Origin of the sequence: Streptomyces venezuelae, assembly GCF_008642355.1 — a bacterium.
Lineage (GTDB): Bacteria > Actinomycetota > Actinomycetes > Streptomycetales > Streptomycetaceae > Streptomyces > Streptomyces venezuelae_B.
Genome location: NZ_CP029193.1, coordinates 2,347,878 through 2,362,930, shown reverse-complemented (window position 1 = coordinate 2,362,930; position 15,053 = coordinate 2,347,878). Strand labels below are relative to the sequence as shown.

General features: G+C 72.7%; 11 protein-coding genes. 3 read left to right on the top strand and 8 right to left on the bottom strand.

From position 1 onward, the window contains the following. Positions 1 to 345 precede the first annotated feature (345 nt). Entirely contained in the window at positions 346 to 2,409 is a 2,064-nt protein-coding gene (locus DEJ47_RS10890; RefSeq protein WP_398333862.1) for a bifunctional glycosyltransferase 87/phosphatase PAP2 family protein, read from the top strand. On the opposite strand, the gene DEJ47_RS10885 is transcribed toward DEJ47_RS10890, so the two are convergent. Both DEJ47_RS10885 and DEJ47_RS10880 read right to left on the bottom strand, forming a co-directional pair. After that, positions 2,360 to 3,991 carry a hypothetical protein gene (locus DEJ47_RS10885; protein ID WP_150167279.1) on the bottom strand — a complete coding sequence of 544 codons (1,632 nt, stop codon included), beginning with the start codon at positions 3,989 to 3,991 and terminating at the stop codon, positions 2,360 to 2,362. The genes DEJ47_RS10890 and DEJ47_RS10885 overlap by 50 nt on opposite strands. A gap of 118 nt (positions 3,992 to 4,109) precedes the next feature. Then, a complete protein-coding gene (locus DEJ47_RS10880) occupies positions 4,110 to 5,369 on the bottom strand; it encodes a cytochrome P450 (protein WP_150167277.1) in 1,260 nt (419 codons plus the stop codon). A gap of 276 nt (positions 5,370 to 5,645) precedes the next feature. Between DEJ47_RS10880 and DEJ47_RS10875 the strand changes: the two genes are divergently transcribed. Both DEJ47_RS10875 and DEJ47_RS10870 read left to right on the top strand, forming a co-directional pair. Further along, positions 5,646 to 6,815 (top strand): steroid 3-ketoacyl-CoA thiolase, encoded by a 1,170-nt coding sequence (locus DEJ47_RS10875; protein ID WP_150167275.1) that lies wholly within the window; start codon positions 5,646 to 5,648, stop codon positions 6,813 to 6,815. Between the two features lie 95 nt (positions 6,816 to 6,910). After that, positions 6,911 to 8,224, top strand: a complete 1,314-nt coding sequence (locus DEJ47_RS10870; protein WP_150167273.1) for an alpha/beta hydrolase — start codon at positions 6,911 to 6,913, stop codon at positions 8,222 to 8,224. A 90-nt stretch (positions 8,225 to 8,314) separates the two neighbouring features. On the opposite strand, the gene DEJ47_RS10865 is transcribed toward DEJ47_RS10870, so the two are convergent. The 6 genes from DEJ47_RS10865 to DEJ47_RS10840 all read right to left on the bottom strand — a co-directional run bounded on the left by DEJ47_RS10865 (position 8,315) and on the right by DEJ47_RS10840 (position 14,996). Further along, positions 8,315 to 8,770: a transglycosylase SLT domain-containing protein gene (locus tag DEJ47_RS10865; RefSeq protein ID WP_223828304.1), complete on the bottom strand. Its 456-nt coding sequence runs from the start codon at positions 8,768 to 8,770 to the stop codon at positions 8,315 to 8,317. Between the two features lie 345 nt (positions 8,771 to 9,115). Beyond that, positions 9,116 to 9,967: an ECF transporter S component gene (locus DEJ47_RS10860; RefSeq protein ID WP_223828303.1), complete on the bottom strand. Its 852-nt coding sequence runs from the start codon at positions 9,965 to 9,967 to the stop codon at positions 9,116 to 9,118. After that, complete coding sequence (locus tag DEJ47_RS10855; RefSeq protein ID WP_150167267.1) at positions 9,961 to 11,655, bottom strand: ABC transporter ATP-binding protein; 1,695 nt, start codon at positions 11,653 to 11,655, stop codon at positions 9,961 to 9,963. The genes DEJ47_RS10860 and DEJ47_RS10855 overlap by 7 nt, the downstream gene beginning before the upstream one ends. Further along, the gene (locus DEJ47_RS10850; RefSeq protein WP_150167266.1) at positions 11,652 to 13,025 is read right to left on the bottom strand and encodes an energy-coupling factor transporter transmembrane component T; all 1,374 of its coding nucleotides are present in this window, start codon (positions 13,023 to 13,025) and stop codon (positions 11,652 to 11,654) included. The genes DEJ47_RS10855 and DEJ47_RS10850 overlap by 4 nt, the downstream gene beginning before the upstream one ends. Positions 13,026 to 13,068: 43 nt before the next feature. Beyond that, a complete protein-coding gene (locus DEJ47_RS10845; protein WP_223828302.1) occupies positions 13,069 to 13,764 on the bottom strand; it encodes an SCO2322 family protein in 696 nt (231 codons plus the stop codon). Next, positions 13,761 to 14,996, bottom strand: a complete 1,236-nt coding sequence (locus tag DEJ47_RS10840) for a prenyltransferase/squalene oxidase repeat-containing protein (protein ID WP_150167264.1) — start codon at positions 14,994 to 14,996, stop codon at positions 13,761 to 13,763. The genes DEJ47_RS10845 and DEJ47_RS10840 overlap by 4 nt, the downstream gene beginning before the upstream one ends. Between the last annotated feature and the right edge of the window lie 57 nt (positions 14,997 to 15,053).

Below are 15,053 nucleotides of genomic sequence, written 5' to 3'. Positions count from 1 at the left end.
CGTCATTACGGTCGGTGTCCGGACGGCCGCACAGTGACGCAAAACCGCTGCTATGCAGGTCAAACGGTGTTTCCCCGGGCGGGGACAGTTATGCGCGCATGTGATCTTTGTCGCGGCCCGGGGCCGGAACCGCGGAGGCCCGGAGTCCACAACCGTCCACAACCGCCTCTGACCAGGGGCCGGGAACCGTCGGCGCCCGGCAGGGGCGCTGTTGGGCGTTCTGGACGAAAGCGATAGAAAGCGATGTGACTGCCAGGTGAAATGGTGGTTGCGGACGTCCTCACATCAGGGACGAGAACTTCACACCAGAGGCGAGGACTGACGCGGACGGAGGGTCGACGGCGCGTGGCGAACGTTGAGCACAGAGGGCCGGGCGATGTCCTGGGAGCCGGGCGGGCCGACGGACCCGGGACACGGACGGGAGCGGCCCGTGTCCTCCTCTGGCTGGTCGCCGCCGTCCTCGCGGTCCGGCAGGTCGCCGTCATCCTGCGGACCCCCGAGGGCGACCGGCTGACGGACCTGGAGACGTGGATCGGGCCCGAGGGCGTCCTGCACGTGAACGGGTCCTTCTACGACGCGGACAAGTTCACCGGCACCCCGTTCGCCGGACTCGTCCTCAAGCCCCTCACCCGAGCGGGCGAACAGGCGCTCGGCTGGGGGTGGACGTTCGGGACGCTCGGCCTCGTCGTCGTGCTCGGCGTGGTCGCCGCCCGCGCCCTGCCGCAGCCCGTCACCCGCCGCACCTCGCTGCTCGCCGCCCCCGTGGCGGTCAGCCTGCTCATCCTGTCGCTGCCGGTCCGCAACACCCTGTACCTCGGCCAGACCAGCATCCTGCCCGTCCTGCTCGTGCTCCTCGGCCTCTTCGCGGTCCGCGGGCAGCGGAGCTGCGGTGTTCTGATCGGCGTCGCCGCCGCCCTGCAGCCCACCGTGCTGCTCTTCGCGGTGCTGCTCTGGTTCACCGGCCGCAAGGAGGCGGCCGCTGTCACCGGTGGCTCCTTCGCCGCCGTCACCGCGCTCGTCTGGGCCGCGATGCCGAGCGACTCGACGACGTACTGGATCCATCACCTGGCCGGCGCCGGCCTCGGGGCCGACCCGGACGCCAACGCCAACCAGTCCCTGCACGGCATGCTGCTCCGCGCCGGTCTCGAAGGCCCGCCGGAGATCGCCGTCTTCCTGGTGGCGAGCGCGGCCGTCGTCGCCCTCGGGCTCCGCCGCGCCGTGCGCTACGCGCGTGACGGACAGCTGCTCCTCGCCGTCGCCATCACCGGCTGCGTCGCCGTCGCGGTGTCGCCGACCACCTGGCAGCACCAGCTCCTGTGGGTGCTCTTCGCGGTGGTCGGCCGGGTCGGCAAGCGTCAGTCCGACCGCTACATGTGGCCGGTGGCCGTCATCCTCGTGTCGACGCTGCCCGCCAAGATGATGCTGCCGAACATGTCGGTCACCGCGCCGATCCGCGACAACGTCGTGCTGATCGCGGCGCTCGCCGCGGCCGTCGTCGTGCCGTTCCTGTCCCGGTCCCACCCGCAGTACCGCGAGCCCATCCCCACCGAGTACGCCGCGCCCGTCCCCGCCCGCTGGAGCCGCGTCCCGCTCGTCCCGTTCTGGCGGCGCGTCCTCGCCCGCCCGAACCTCCTGCTCGAACTGCTCCTGATACGCGTCGGCTACTCCGCGTACCAGCAGGTCAGGCTCGCGGCGACCGGCGGCACGATCTCCGGGGGCCGGGCCGACGCGGAGCACCACGGCGCGCAGGTCCACGCGATCGAACAGTTCCTGCACATCGACATCGAGCACTGGTTCAACCACCTGACGGCGCGGACCGGCTGGATGGAGGACTTCTTCAACTTCTACTACACGTCGTTCCACTTCCTGGTGCCCCTGAGCGTCCTCGCCGTCCTGTACATCCGCAGGCCCGCCGACTACCGCTGGGCGCGCTCCGCCCTCGGCTTCGCGACGGTCCTCGCGCTCGTCGGCTTCTGGGCGTACCCGCTCGCGCCGCCGCGCCTCATGCCGGAGCTCGGCTTCATCGACACCGTGCACGGCGTGCAGGACTTCACCCAGCCGGACTACGGCACGCTGACGCAGCTCACCAACCAGTACGCGGCGATGCCCTCGCTGCACTTCGGCTGGTCGCTGTGGTGCGGTCTGGTCATCGCGGTCCTCGCGCCGCGCTGGTGGATGAAGGCGCTCGGCCTGCTGCACCCGTTCTTCACGGTCTGCGCGATCGTCGGCACCGGCAACCACTGGGTCCTCGACGCGGTGGGCGGCGCGGCCGTGGTGGGCGCGGGCTTCGGCCTGACCTACGTGCTGTCGGGCCCGCGGGTGCGACAGCCGTCGAAGGCGGCCACCGGCGAGCAGCCCGTCACCGGCACGTCGAATCCCGGTTCCGCGAAGGGCCGTACCCGGAGCTGATCTCGTACGTGCCGGGCGCGGGCACCGACAGACGCGTGAACTCGCCGTGCGGCTTCAGGCAGGCGCCCTCCGCCCGGAGCCACGGCGAGTACACGAGGCGCACCGTCACCGAGCCGCGCTTGGGCACCCGCACCACCACGTTCGACCCGGTGGAGCGGACGACGGCGGCCGGTTCGGACACCAGCGGCACCGGGTCCTTCACCTTGAAGATCTGCCAGTGCTGGTCCTTCCACACCGGTTTCAGCCACGCGGGCCTGCTCGCCACCAGCGCCGCCTCGTCCTCGGCGAAGCCGTCCGGCTTGCCCGAGGGCAGCACCACGTATCCGACGGCCCACCGGTCGAGCCACTCGCGGTAGGTGGTGGCCGAGAACGAACCGTCGTAGAAGAGCCGTCCGCGTTCGATGTCGAGCTGGCGGTTCCAGCCGCGCGCCATGTTCACGTACGGGGCGAGGGCGGTGGCCTCGCGGTGGTTGCGGGTCGGGACGACCTCCACGCGGGTGCGGTTGGCCTCCAGGCGCTCCAGCTCCCGCACCACGCCGTGCGTGTCGACCGCCCACTTCGGGACCTTCGTGGAGATCCGCAGGTCGTCGAGGGTCTTCTGCGCCACCCAGGCCGAGGACAGCACGAGCGCCACCGTCAGGGTGATCCGGCGGGCCCGGGTCAGGCCGGGGGCGAGCAGCGCGGCGAGCAGCACGGCGGGCCCGACCAGCTCGGCGAGCCGCTCGACGTTGGTGCCGATGGGGGAGGGGATGAGGTACGTCAGGACGGTCCCGACCGCGTAGACGCCCGCGCCCCACCGCAGCACCCGCCACTCGCGCGGGCCCGCGACGATCAGCGCCAGGCTGAACAGGACGGGCGGGAAGATCCGGTCGAAGGGCATCAGGTGCTCGCCGGTGAACGGGAAGAGCAGCGTGGTCGCCCCGACGACCAGGAACGGCGGCAGGATGAGCGCGGCCGACCGCACCCAGTCGCGTACGAAGAAGTACCCCGCGCCCGCGACGACGAGGAAGAGCCCCGCGACCGGGGAGCCCATGGTGGCGAGCGCGGCGCACACCACCGCGACGACGGTGCGCCGACGGCCCACCAGGGCGAGACAGGCGGCGAGGCCGAAGGCGAGACCGAGCGCGAACGTCGTCCGCCCCGAGGCGACGTTGCACCAGACGGCGAGCGAGGCGAGCACGGCGGGCCACAGGGGTCTGCGGACGCCGGTGCGCACGATCAGGACGGCGACCAGCCAGGCGCCCGCGATCCCCGACACCGCCGTCACGGTCTTCACGCCGAGCGCGGCCATCAGATACGGCGAGATCAGGCTGTAGTTGGCGGTGTGCATGCCGCCGTACCAGAAGAGGTTGTACGCGGCCGTGCCGTGCTCGGAGGCGAACCGCGCCCAGGCCTCCTGCGCCGCGAGGTCGCCGCCGCCCGTCGCGAGGAACGTCACCCACACGGCGTACAGGGGAAGAGTGGGGACGGTGGCCAGGAGCGGAACGCGGTAGCGCCGGAGGAAGTGCCGGAGCGGGGGGTTCCGGCCGGTGGACGCAGTGCCGGACGGGGCGAGCGAGACGTCGGCAGAGACCACGGTCACCGTTTCCGTTCGAGTCCTGGGAAGCCAAGGTTCACTTCTCAGGACGCTTCTTGCAACGGAAACGTTGGTTCCGTAAAGGTGATTGACCTGATAGGTCGCCTTCTGGCGCTCTATCGGCTCATGGGCGGGCGCCGGGTCCTGTGCTGACCCGGAGCTCCTTGACGCCGTTGAGCCAGGCGGAGCGGAGTCTGCGCGGGTCGCCGGTCAGGCGCAGGCCGGGCATGGTGTCGGCGATCGCGTTGAAGATGAGGTTGATCTCCAGGACGGCGAGGGACTTGCCGAGGCAGAAGTGCGGGCCGCCGCCGCCGAAGCCGAGGTGCGGATTGGGGTCGCGGCCGATGTCGAACTTCTCGGGCGACTCGAACACGTCGGGGTCGTGGTTGGCCGACGAGTAGAAGATGCCGACCCGGTCGCCCTTCCTGATCCGCGCGCCGCCGAGCTCGGTGTCCTGGGTGGCCGTGCGCTGGAAGGAGACCACCGGGGTCGCCCAGCGCACGATCTCCTCCGCCGTCGTGGCGGGGCGCTCGCGCTTGTAGAGCTCCCACTGGTCCGGGTGCGTGAGGAAGGCGTGCATGCCGTGGGTGATGGCGTTGCGGGTGGTCTCGTTGCCGGCCACCGCCAGCAGGATCACGAAGAAGCCGAACTCGTCGGAGGAGAGGTTGCCCTCGTCCTCGGCGGCCACCAACTGGCTGACGATGTCCTTGGCGGGGCACTCCTTGCGGGCCGCGGCGAGGTTCATCGCGTACGCGACGATCTCCATGGCCGCCTCGGCGCCGATCTCCTCGGTGATGGCGTACTCCGGATCGTCGTACGCCGCCATCTTGTTGGACCAGTCGAAGATCTTGGAGCGGTCCTCCTGGGGCACGCCGATCAGCTCGGCGATGGCCTGCAGCGGCAGCTCGGAGGCGACGTTCGTGACGAAGTCGAAGGAGCCGTCGTCGGCCGCGCCGGCGAGCGCCGTCTCCACGATGGAGCGGGCGCGGGCACGCAGCGCGTCCTCCAGGGACCGGATGGCGCGGGGCGTGAAGCCGCGCTGCACGATCTGCCGGACCCGGGTGTGCTCGGGCGGGTCCATGTTGATCATGATCAGCTTCTGGACCTCGATCCGGTCCCGGTCCATCGACTCGTTGAAGCGGATGATCGCGGTGTTGACGTTGGTGGAGAACAGCTCCGGGTGCGTGGAGACGTACTTGACGTCCTCGTGTCGCGTGACGGCCCAGTAGCCCGCGTCGTCGTAGCCGGAGACGCGGTACGGCTGGGTCACCCAGTGCACCGGCTCCGTCTGCCGCAGCCGCGCGAACTCCGGCAGGGGGATCCGGTCCTGGATCAGGTCGGGGTCGGTGAAGTCGAACCCGTCGGGCAGCGCTGGACAGGGCATCGGCAACTCCAGGCGTGAACTGAGTTCCGACGGGCCGCCCGGACTCTGTCCTGACGGTCAGTCAGAAGGCTTGGCCCGCAAGGTAGTAACGGGTTCTACAAGACACAAGGCCCAGGGCGGGTCCGGTTGCGTGTGGATCCCGCGCAAGGTGCGTGCAAGACCCTTGCGGCACCGGGGCTCCGCTCAGCAGACTGCTGAACGGAACTAGAACGCGTACTAGTTCTACCCGCGAGCCGCCGGGACGGCTCGTGGGACGTGGAGAGGGAGGACGAGCCCATGGCCGCGGAACCCGTCATCGTCGAAGCAGTACGCACGCCCATCGGCAAGCGCTCAGGCGCGCTCGCCAATCTCCACCCCGCCTATCTGCTCGGTGAGACCTACCGCGAACTCCTCGGCCGGACCGGCATCCACGCCGACTGCGTCGAGCAGATCGTCGGCGGCACGGTGACGCACGCCGGGGAGCAGTCCATGAACCCGGCGCGCACGGCCTGGCTCACCATGGGCCTGCCCTACGAGACGGCGGCGACCACCGTCGACTGCCAGTGCGGCTCCTCCCAGCAGGCGAGCCACATGGTCGCCAACATGGTCGCGGCCGGCGTCATCGACGTCGGCATCAGCTGCGGCGTCGAGGCGATGTCGCGGGTGCCGCTCGGCTCCGGTTCCAAGCACGGGCCCGGCAAGCCCTTCCCCGACGAGTGGAACGTCGACCTGCCCAACCAGTTCGAGGCCGCCGAGCGCATCGCCCGCAAGCGCGGCCTCACCCGCGAGAACGTGGACTCGCTCGGCCTCATCTCACAGGAGCGGGCGGCCGTCGCCTGGGCCGAGGAGCGCTTCAAACGCGAGACATTCGCCGTGCAGGTGCCCACCACGGAGGAGGAACAGGCCGCGGGGCAGGGCATGTGGCGGCTCGTCGACCGCGACGAAGGGCTGCGCGACACCACGATGGAGGGGCTCGGCCGCCTCAAGCCCGTCATGCCGACCGCCGTGCACACCGCGGGCAACTCCTCGCAGATCTCGGACGGCGCGGCCGCCCTCATGTGGGCGTCCAAACGGATGGCGCGGGCCCTCAAGCTGAAGCCGAGGGCGCGCATCGTCGCGCAGGCCCTCGTCGGCGCGGACCCGCACTTCCACCTCGACGGCCCGGTCGACGCCACGCGCGCGGTGCTCGGCAAGGCGGGGATGTCCTTGAAGGACATCGACATCGTGGAGATCAACGAGGCGTTCGCGTCCGTGGTGCTGAGCTGGGCGCAGGTCTTCGGCCAGGACCTGGAGAAGGTCAACGTGAACGGCGGCGCGATCGCCCTCGGCCACCCGGTGGGGGCGACGGGGGCGCGGCTCATCACCACGGCCCTGCACGAACTGGAGCGCAGGGACAAGGAGTTCGCGCTCATCACGATGTGCGCGGGCGGGGCGCTGGCGACGGGGACGATCATCCAGCGGCTGTAGGTCCGGGCGGTGTACGCGGGTGGCGTCAGGTACACCCCGCGGCCGGGGGGTTCTCGGATGTCGCCCGCGCGGTGACTCTTCGTAACGTCGTACCCATGGACGCCGAGCGCACGAACACCGCCAACCCCAACCCTGCCAGGGCCCGTTCCGCACGCCGAGGGGGCGCCGCCCTCGCCGCGCTGACGCTCGCGGGCCTCGCGGGGCTCACCTCGGCGCCCGCCGCGCAGGGCGCCGAGGGCGCCGAGGGCACGCAGGGTGCCGCAACCCGCCCGGCCGTCGCGCACCGCGCCGACCGGGGTGCCCTCCTGGACGTCACCCCGGTCGCCGACCTGAGCCGCGCCGAGGTCGCCGCCTTCCTCAGGAAGGGCGAGTTCGGCACGGAGACAGTGCGGTACGGCGTGCGGGCGTACCGCCTCACCTACCGCACCGTCGACACCGAGGGCCGCCCCACCACCGCCACGGGCCTGTTCGTGCTGCCCAGGACGGACTCCGGCACCCGGCGCCACCGCGCCCTCGACCTCGTCTCCGACGCCCGCGGGACGATGGTCCACCGCGACTACGCCCCCTCGGTCGCCGAGGACTCCGGGCGGCTCAGCCCCTACCTCCACGCCGCCGCGGGCAAGGCCGTCGCCGCGCCGGACTACCTCGGACTCGGCAAGGGCCCCGGCGTCCACCCGTACATGGACGCGCGCGCGGCGGTCACCGCATCCGAGGACATGCTGCGGGCCTCGCGCACCGCGGCGCAGCACGAGGGGCGCACCCTCTCCGGCGACCTGTACCTCACCGGCTTCTCACAGGGCGGCCAGGTGACGATGGCGCTCGCGCGCGAGGCGGACCGCGGACTCGCCGGATTCACCCTGCGCGCCGTCGCCCCCGTCAGCGGCCCCCACGACCTGTCCGGTGAGGAGTTCCCGGCCCTCTTCGACGGCCGGGTCAACGACACGAGCGCCGTCTTCTACCTCTCGTACTTCCTGGTCGCCCAGAACCGCCTGCACCCGATCTACAAGGACCCGTCGGACGTGTTCCGCGCGCCCTACGCGGACCGCATCGAGCGGCTCTTCGACGGCGGGCACACCGAGGAGGAGGTCCTGCCCGCGCTGCCCGAGACGCTGAAGGAACTGCTCACACCCGCCTTCCACGAGCGCATGCAGCAGCCGACGGGCGGCCTGAAGGAGGCGCTGGCGGCGAACGACGGCTTCTGCGACTGGAAGCCGGCGGCTCCGGTACGGCTCTACGCCGCGCGCGGCGACACCGACGTGCCGATCCAGAACGCCCGCAGCTGCGCGTCGGCCCTGGCCGCGCACGGGGTGCGGGCGCCGGTCCTGGATCAGGGCGCGGTACCCCACATGCAGTCCGTGGGGAAGGCGGCGCCGAAGATCGCGCGGTGGTTCGCGCGGGTGGGGTCGTAGACAGCGGGCGGTACACGAAAGAGGCGGCGACCCTCATGGGGTCGCCGCCTCTCTCAGTGGCGGTGCTCAGTGGCGGTCCGGGCAGGCTGCTCAGTACCAGCCGTTCGCCTGCCAGTGGTTCCACGCGCCGACGGGGCTGCCGTAGCGGTCGTTCATGTACTTCAGACCCCACTCGATCTGGGTCTCCGGGTTGGTCTTCCAGTCCGAGCCCGCCGACGCCATCTTCGAGGCGGGCAGGGCCTGGACCAGGCCGTAGGCGCCGGACGAGGAGTTCGTGGCGCTCGGGTTCCAGCCGCTCTCGTGCGAGACGATCTTGTCGAACGCGGCGAACTGCGCCGGGTCCGCGATCTTCTTCTTGGCGATCGCCTTGGCGGACGCGGGGGCGGCGGCGGGAGCGGCGGCCGGGGCGGCGGCCTTCGCGGTGGTCGGGGTGGCTGCCTGGGCCGGGGCCGCGGCGAAGACCATGCCGGAAGCGGCAGCGGCGACGAGGCCGCCGGTGATGGCCTTCTTGGGGGAAGCGATGCGGCGGATGAGCGAGGCGGACACAGAGGACCTTCCGGTGGGGAACGGGGCTGTCGCGGTGCACGCCGTCCGACACGGAAGTGTGGGGGACATGCGGCGGCGCCGAGGCCCGGGTGGGCTGTCGGCGCCGTGCGACTCATCCAGAGAAGCAGGGCTGTTACGTCGCCGCAATGACCCCATTTACTAGTGGAAGTCGCATCCGAGGCGAATGTCCTTCATGTGACCTGGCTCTCAACGCGCAGGTCAGCGCCGCGATTGACGCATGCACATCAAGGATCGCGATCTACGGGCCTCCTTAGTAGAGGACCAAGGTCCTGTGGGCCGCCTCACTCGGGAGGGCCGCGAAGGTGACGGAGTGTGTCGGGGTGCTTACGCCTTCGGCGCCTCGAATGTGACCGGCGTCTCGAACGCCGCCCGGCGTGTGGCCCGGCGTAGCGCCTTCAGTACGGCCGGGCCGAGCGCGAGGCTCAGCAGCACGGTGACGACCGCCCGTGGCAGGTCCCAGCCGAGCGAGGTCGCCAGGCAGTACGCGACGAACCGCCCGAGGTTCTCCACGAGGGGGTCGCCCGGCACGAAGGAGACGCCGGTGGCGAGACCGCCGAGGTAGGGCCAGCCCTGGAGGTTCATCACCGTCCCGTACAGCACGGAGGCCACCGCTCCGTACCCCGCGAGCAGCCACAGCTCGCCCCGCCCGCGCAGACTCTCGTGCCCCGGGAGCAGCCCCGCGCCCATGCAGACCCAGCCCATGGACAGCATCTGGAACGGCATCCACGGCCCCACGCCGCCCGTCAGGAGCGCCGACGCGAACATCGACACCGCGCCCAGCACGAACCCGAAACCGGGGCCGAGCACGCGTCCGCTCAGCACCATCAGGAAGAACATCGGCTCGATGCCCGCCGTCCCCGCGCCCAGCGGGCGCAGCGCGGCGCCCGCCGCGGCGAGCACGCCGAGCATCGCGATCGCCTTCGCGTCGAGACCCACGTCCGCGATGGTCGCCACGACGACGGCGAGCAGCAGCGGAAGCAGCGCGGCGAACAGCCAGGGCGCGTCCTGCGCGTGCTCACCGATCCCCGAGTCGCCCGCGGCGAGCAGCGGCCACCCGAAGGCGGCCACGCCGACGGCGCTGACCAGGGCGAGAGCGGCGACCGAGCGGCGGCCGAGACGGATGGGCCGGGCCTGGCGATGTGCCCGGGACCGCGCTTTGCCGGCACCCGTCACCAAGGCTCGCCCCCTCCCGCGTCCAGGGCTCGGCGGACCTCGGAGACCGTCAGCCACTCCTGCGGCGCCAGGATCTTCGTGACCTGCGGCGCGAAGGACGGCGACGACACCACGATCTGCTCGGTCGGCCCGTCCGCGACGACCTCGCCGTCCGCGAGGATCACCACGCGGTGGGCGATCTCGGCGGCCAGCTCCACGTCGTGCGTGGCGAGCAGGATCGCGTGCCCGTCGGCGGCGAGCCCGCGCAGGATCGTGACGAGGCGCGTCTTGGCCGCGTAGTCGAGGCCGCGGGTCGGCTCGTCGAGGAGCAGGAGCGGTGGGCGCGTGGTCAGGACGATGGCCAGGGCGAGCGTCAGCCGCTGGCCCTCGGAGAGGTCACGGGGGTGCGTGTCGTCCGCGATGCCCGGCAGCAGCTCGTCCACCAGGGCGCGGCAGGTGCCGGGCGGCGCGTCCGCGTCGTGGTCGGCGGCCGCGCACTCGGCGGCCACGGTGTCCGCGTACAGCAGGTCGCGCGGTTCCTGCGGGACCAGGCCGACGTGCCGGATCAGCTCCCGCGGGGACGTGCGGTGGGGGACGGCGCCGCCGACGCGGACGGTGCCCGACGCGGGTTCGAGGAGGCCGACGAGGGTGGACAGGAGCGTGGACTTCCCGGCGCCGTTGCGGCCCATCAGCGCGACGGTCTCGCCGGGGGTGACGGTGAGATCGACGCGCCGCAGCGCCTCGACCCGGCCACGCCGCACGGCGAGCCGCGCGACGGAGGCGGCGACGACGCCGGGCAGTGCCTCTGCCGTGCGTTCCCTGCGCAGACCGGCCCACCGGCGTCCGGTGCCCGGCGCCGGGGTCGGCTCGGTCGGCGTCGCCCGGCGCGGTTCCGCGCCCGCGAGCCGCTCCCGCAGCGCGCCCGCCCTGCGCCGCGCGTCCCGCACGGTCAGTGGCAGCGGTGACCAGCCTGCGATGCGGCCGAGGGCGACGACCGGCGGGAAGACGGGGGAGCGGGCCATCAGCGCGGCGGGGTCGCCGAGCACCGGCGCCTCGCCCGGCGCGGCGAGCAGCAGCACCTGGTCCGCGTACTGCACGACCCGCTCCAGGCGGTGCTCGGCCATCAGCACGGTCGTCCCGAGGTCGTGCACGAGCCGCTGGAGCACGGCGAGGACTTCTTCGGCGGCGGCGGGGTCGAGGGCGGACGTCGGCTCGTCGAGGACGAGTACCTGCGGGTGCGGGGTGAGGACCGAGCCGATGGCGACGCGCTGCTGCTGGCCGCCGGAGAGGGTGGCGATGGGGCGGTCGCGCAGGTCGGCGAGGCCGAGCAGGTCGAGGGTCTCCTCGACGCGCCGTCGCATCACGTCCGGGGCGAGCCCCAGCGACTCCATTCCGTACGCCAGCTCGTCCTCGACGGTGTCCGTCACGAAGTGCGAGAGCGGGTCCTGACCCACGGTCCCGACGACGTCGGCGAGCTCACGCGGCTTGTGCGTACGGGTGTCACGCCCCGCCACGGTCACGCGCCCGCGCAGCGTGCCCCCGGTGAAATGCGGCACGAGCCCGCTGACCGTCCCGAGCAGTGTCGACTTCCCGACCCCGGACGGCCCGACGAGCAGCACGAGCTCCCCTTCGGGAACGATGAGGTCGACGCGCTGGACGGTGGGGCCGGGCGCCGCGTCGTAGGTCACCGAGACATCCTCGAAGCGGATCATGAGGTCTCCTCGGAGGAAGTGGGGGAGGGGGCCGGGCGCGGGGCCGTACGCCAGGCGGCGGCCGACTTCCGTGGGCGGGGAGCGGGAGCGGGCCCGGACGTCTCGCGTACGGGGGGCGCTTGCGTGGTGTCGGGATCGGCAGGCGGCGTGGTCCCGGGCTGCGCGGGGCGGGGCTCCGCGGGCGTGACCCGGGTCGCGTCGTCGGACGGGGCGGGCGGCGGGTTCCGGGGTGCGGTGGGCCGGGTGTGGCCGGTCGGCACCGGGGCCACGAACGCCGGGAGGAGGCCGAGCAGGGCCGCCGCCGCGGGCCACAGCGGCAGGGTGGGGGCCACCAGGGGGACCACGCCCGGGTGCAGCGCGGACGGGGCCCGCGTCGCCGACCAGATCGTCAGGGCCGCCACCGCCACCCCGGAGCCCGCGACCAGCCAGGCGCGGGGACCCCACGGGTCGGGGCGGTAGCGGGTGCGTACCGCGCGGCGGCCGCCCAGGCGCAGGCCCGCGAGTGCGCAGGTGAGTCCCGCGGCGAGGGCGGGCAGGCCGTAGGACGTGCCCTGGGCGGTCAGCAGGCCGTACGTACCCACGCAGACGCCCATGAGGCCGCCGAGGGTCAGGACGGAGATTGCCCTGCGGACCCTCGCCGGGACGGGGGACGTGCGGCCGAAGCCGCGCGCGTCCATCGCCGCGGCCAGGGCGACCGACCGCTCCAGCGCGCCCTCCAGGACGGGCAGACCGACCTGGAGGAGGCCCCGGATGCCACGGTCCGGGCGGCCCCGCAGGCGGCGGGCCGCACGCAGGCGCTGCACGTCGACGATCAGGTTCGGAGCGAACGTCATCGCCACGACGACCGCCACCCCGACCTCGTACAGCGCACCCGGCAGCGACTTCAGCAGCCGCGCCGGGCTGGCCAGCGCGTTCGCCGCGCCGACGCAGATCAGCAGGCCGGCGAGGCGGATGCCGTCGTAGAGCGCGAACAGCAGGCCTTCCGCCGTCACCCGGCCCCCGATCCGCACGCCCCTCGCCCACTCCGGCAGCGGCACCTCCGGCAGTGTCACGACGGTGTGCGTGCCGGGGATCGGCGAGCCGAGCACGATCGCGAAGACCAGCCGGATCGCGATGACGGCCAGACCCAGCTTCACGAACGCGCCGTACGACTTCGCCCACGGCGCCGACGTCCGCCGCGCCGCCACCACGTAGCCCGCGACGCCGATCAGCAGGCCGAGCAGCAGCGGATTGGTCGTGCGGGACGCCGCCGTGCCGAGGCCGATGGCCCACACCCACCACGCGCCCGGGTGCAGCGCGTTGCCGCGGTGCGCCTCGGGGGCGAGGCGGCGCCGCAGGAGGGCGGGCGCGCCGCCGCCGTGGTCCGTCATGGTGCTGTCCGTGTCGTGTTCGTCGTCCGTACGCAGCCGCGCGTCAGCCGCGGCGGCGGGCCTGCCAGATCCCGGCGCCGCCGAGCAGCGCGACGGCGGCGATCCCGGCGATCAGGCCGACGGAGGGGCCGCCGTCGGCGCCGTCCCCCGCACCGTCGTCCGCGTTCCCCGTCCCCGTCTGCGGCTGTGTCTTCGTGGTCGTTCCGTCGTCGGCGACCTGTTCGCCGCAGCCCCTCTTCGGGTAGCCGTCGATCGCGCACAGCAGCGCCTTGCTGTCGTAGCGCAGCGGCTTGGCGACGGAGGCGAGGGCCTCCGCGCTGGTGGCGTCCTCGCCGACCTGCGCGCAGGCGGTCCGCCGCTTCGGCGGCGTCTCGCCGCCGGGCGCGTCACCCGCCGTGCCGAAGTCGACGACGAGGCCCACCCGCTTGCGGCCGTCCTTCGCCGGGGTGCCCGCGCAGATGGCGTCGAAGTCGGCGGGACCGCGCGGCTTCGCCGAGTCCTTCGAGTCGTCGGAGACCGAGAAGCGGAACCCCTGGACGTCGCCGTCCTCGGGACGCGCGGTGCCGGGGCCCTGGCTGGCGTACGTCCACTGCGCGCCGTCCCGCTCCCAGAACGACCAGTAGCGGTAACCGGCGGCCTGGGCGGGCACGGCGGCGAGAACGCCCAGGAGCGCGGCGAGGAACACGCCGACAGTCAGCCGCCCGCGCCCCCGTCCGCGCCGCTCACGGTCCCGCGTCACGGCTGCTGCTTCTTGCGGTTGCCGCTGTACAGGAAGCCGATGCCGATGCCCGCGACCATGCCGACGCCGATGATCCACCAGACGCTGACGCCGCCGTCGTCGTCCTTCTTCTCGTCCGAGTCCGCGTCGGACGGGGACTTCGAGGAGGTCTCGGGGGCCGGACCCGTGGCGTTCAGCTGCTTGACAAGGTCGGCGCCGCCGAAGTCGCGCGCGTCCAGACCGGCCGCGTGCGCGGCGAAGATCAACTTGGAGTAGGCGGCCGGGCCCGACTGCTTGGCCCAGTCCGCAGAGTTACCGGCGAGCCACTCGGCGGACTTCTTCGCCCGCTCGCCCTGTCCGGCGGCGGCGAGGGCGAGCACGGAGTCGGCGGTGGTGCCGAAGTCCGGCTGGTCCGTGGAGCCCGGCATCGACGACATCAGGTGGTCGTCGGTCTTGCCGAGGGTGTCGAGCAGATAGCCGACGCCGTTGCTCGCGGCCTGCGTGGCCGTGTCCGGCTTCGCGCACTTGGGCGCGGCGTCCTCGGACTTCTTGGGGGCGGAAACGACGAGGCCCTTGCCGAGGCTGCCGAGCACACCGGCGGCGGTGGCGTAGGCGTTCGGCGCGAGCTTGCCGGACTTCATGTCGGCGAGGCCGAAGGCGCCGCCGTCCTTGCCGCAGTCCATGGCGAGCTTCGGCAGCGCGTCGTAGGCGGACTTGCCGTCCTGGGACTTCACGTCGGCGGGGTTGCGGCCCGCGGCGACGAGCGCGCCGACGACGATGCCGGTGGAGTTCGCGTCGGAGGGCAGTCCCGGGGTGTTGCCCCAGCCGCCGTCCTTGTTCTGCACGGACTTCAGCCAGTCGACGCTCTTCTTGACCGTCTTGTCCTGGCCGCCGAGCGCGGCGAGGGCCTGCACGGCCGCCGCGGTGGAGTTGCTGTCGACCGCCGTCTTGGAGTTGCACGGCTCGGAGGAGTCCGCGCGGTACGCCGCGAAGCCGCCGCTCGCACACTGCTGGCCGGTCAGCCAGTCCACGGCCTTCGCGGCGGGCTCGACGCCCTCGGTGTGCTGGGCGAGCAGGGCGTACGACTGGCGGAAGACGCCGTCGAACTTCGGGTCGGACTTGCCGTAGAGGCCCGAGGGGAGAGCGGCCGACGGCGACGGCTTCGCGTCGTCCGCGAAGGCGGCCGGTGCCGCGGCCGAGCCGAAGACGGCGACGGCGGCGGCCAGGACCGCTGCGCTGCGACGAACGTTCATGATGGGGCGGGTTGCCTCTCCCTGCGGGGAGCGGGGCGGCACGGACCGTGCGAGCAC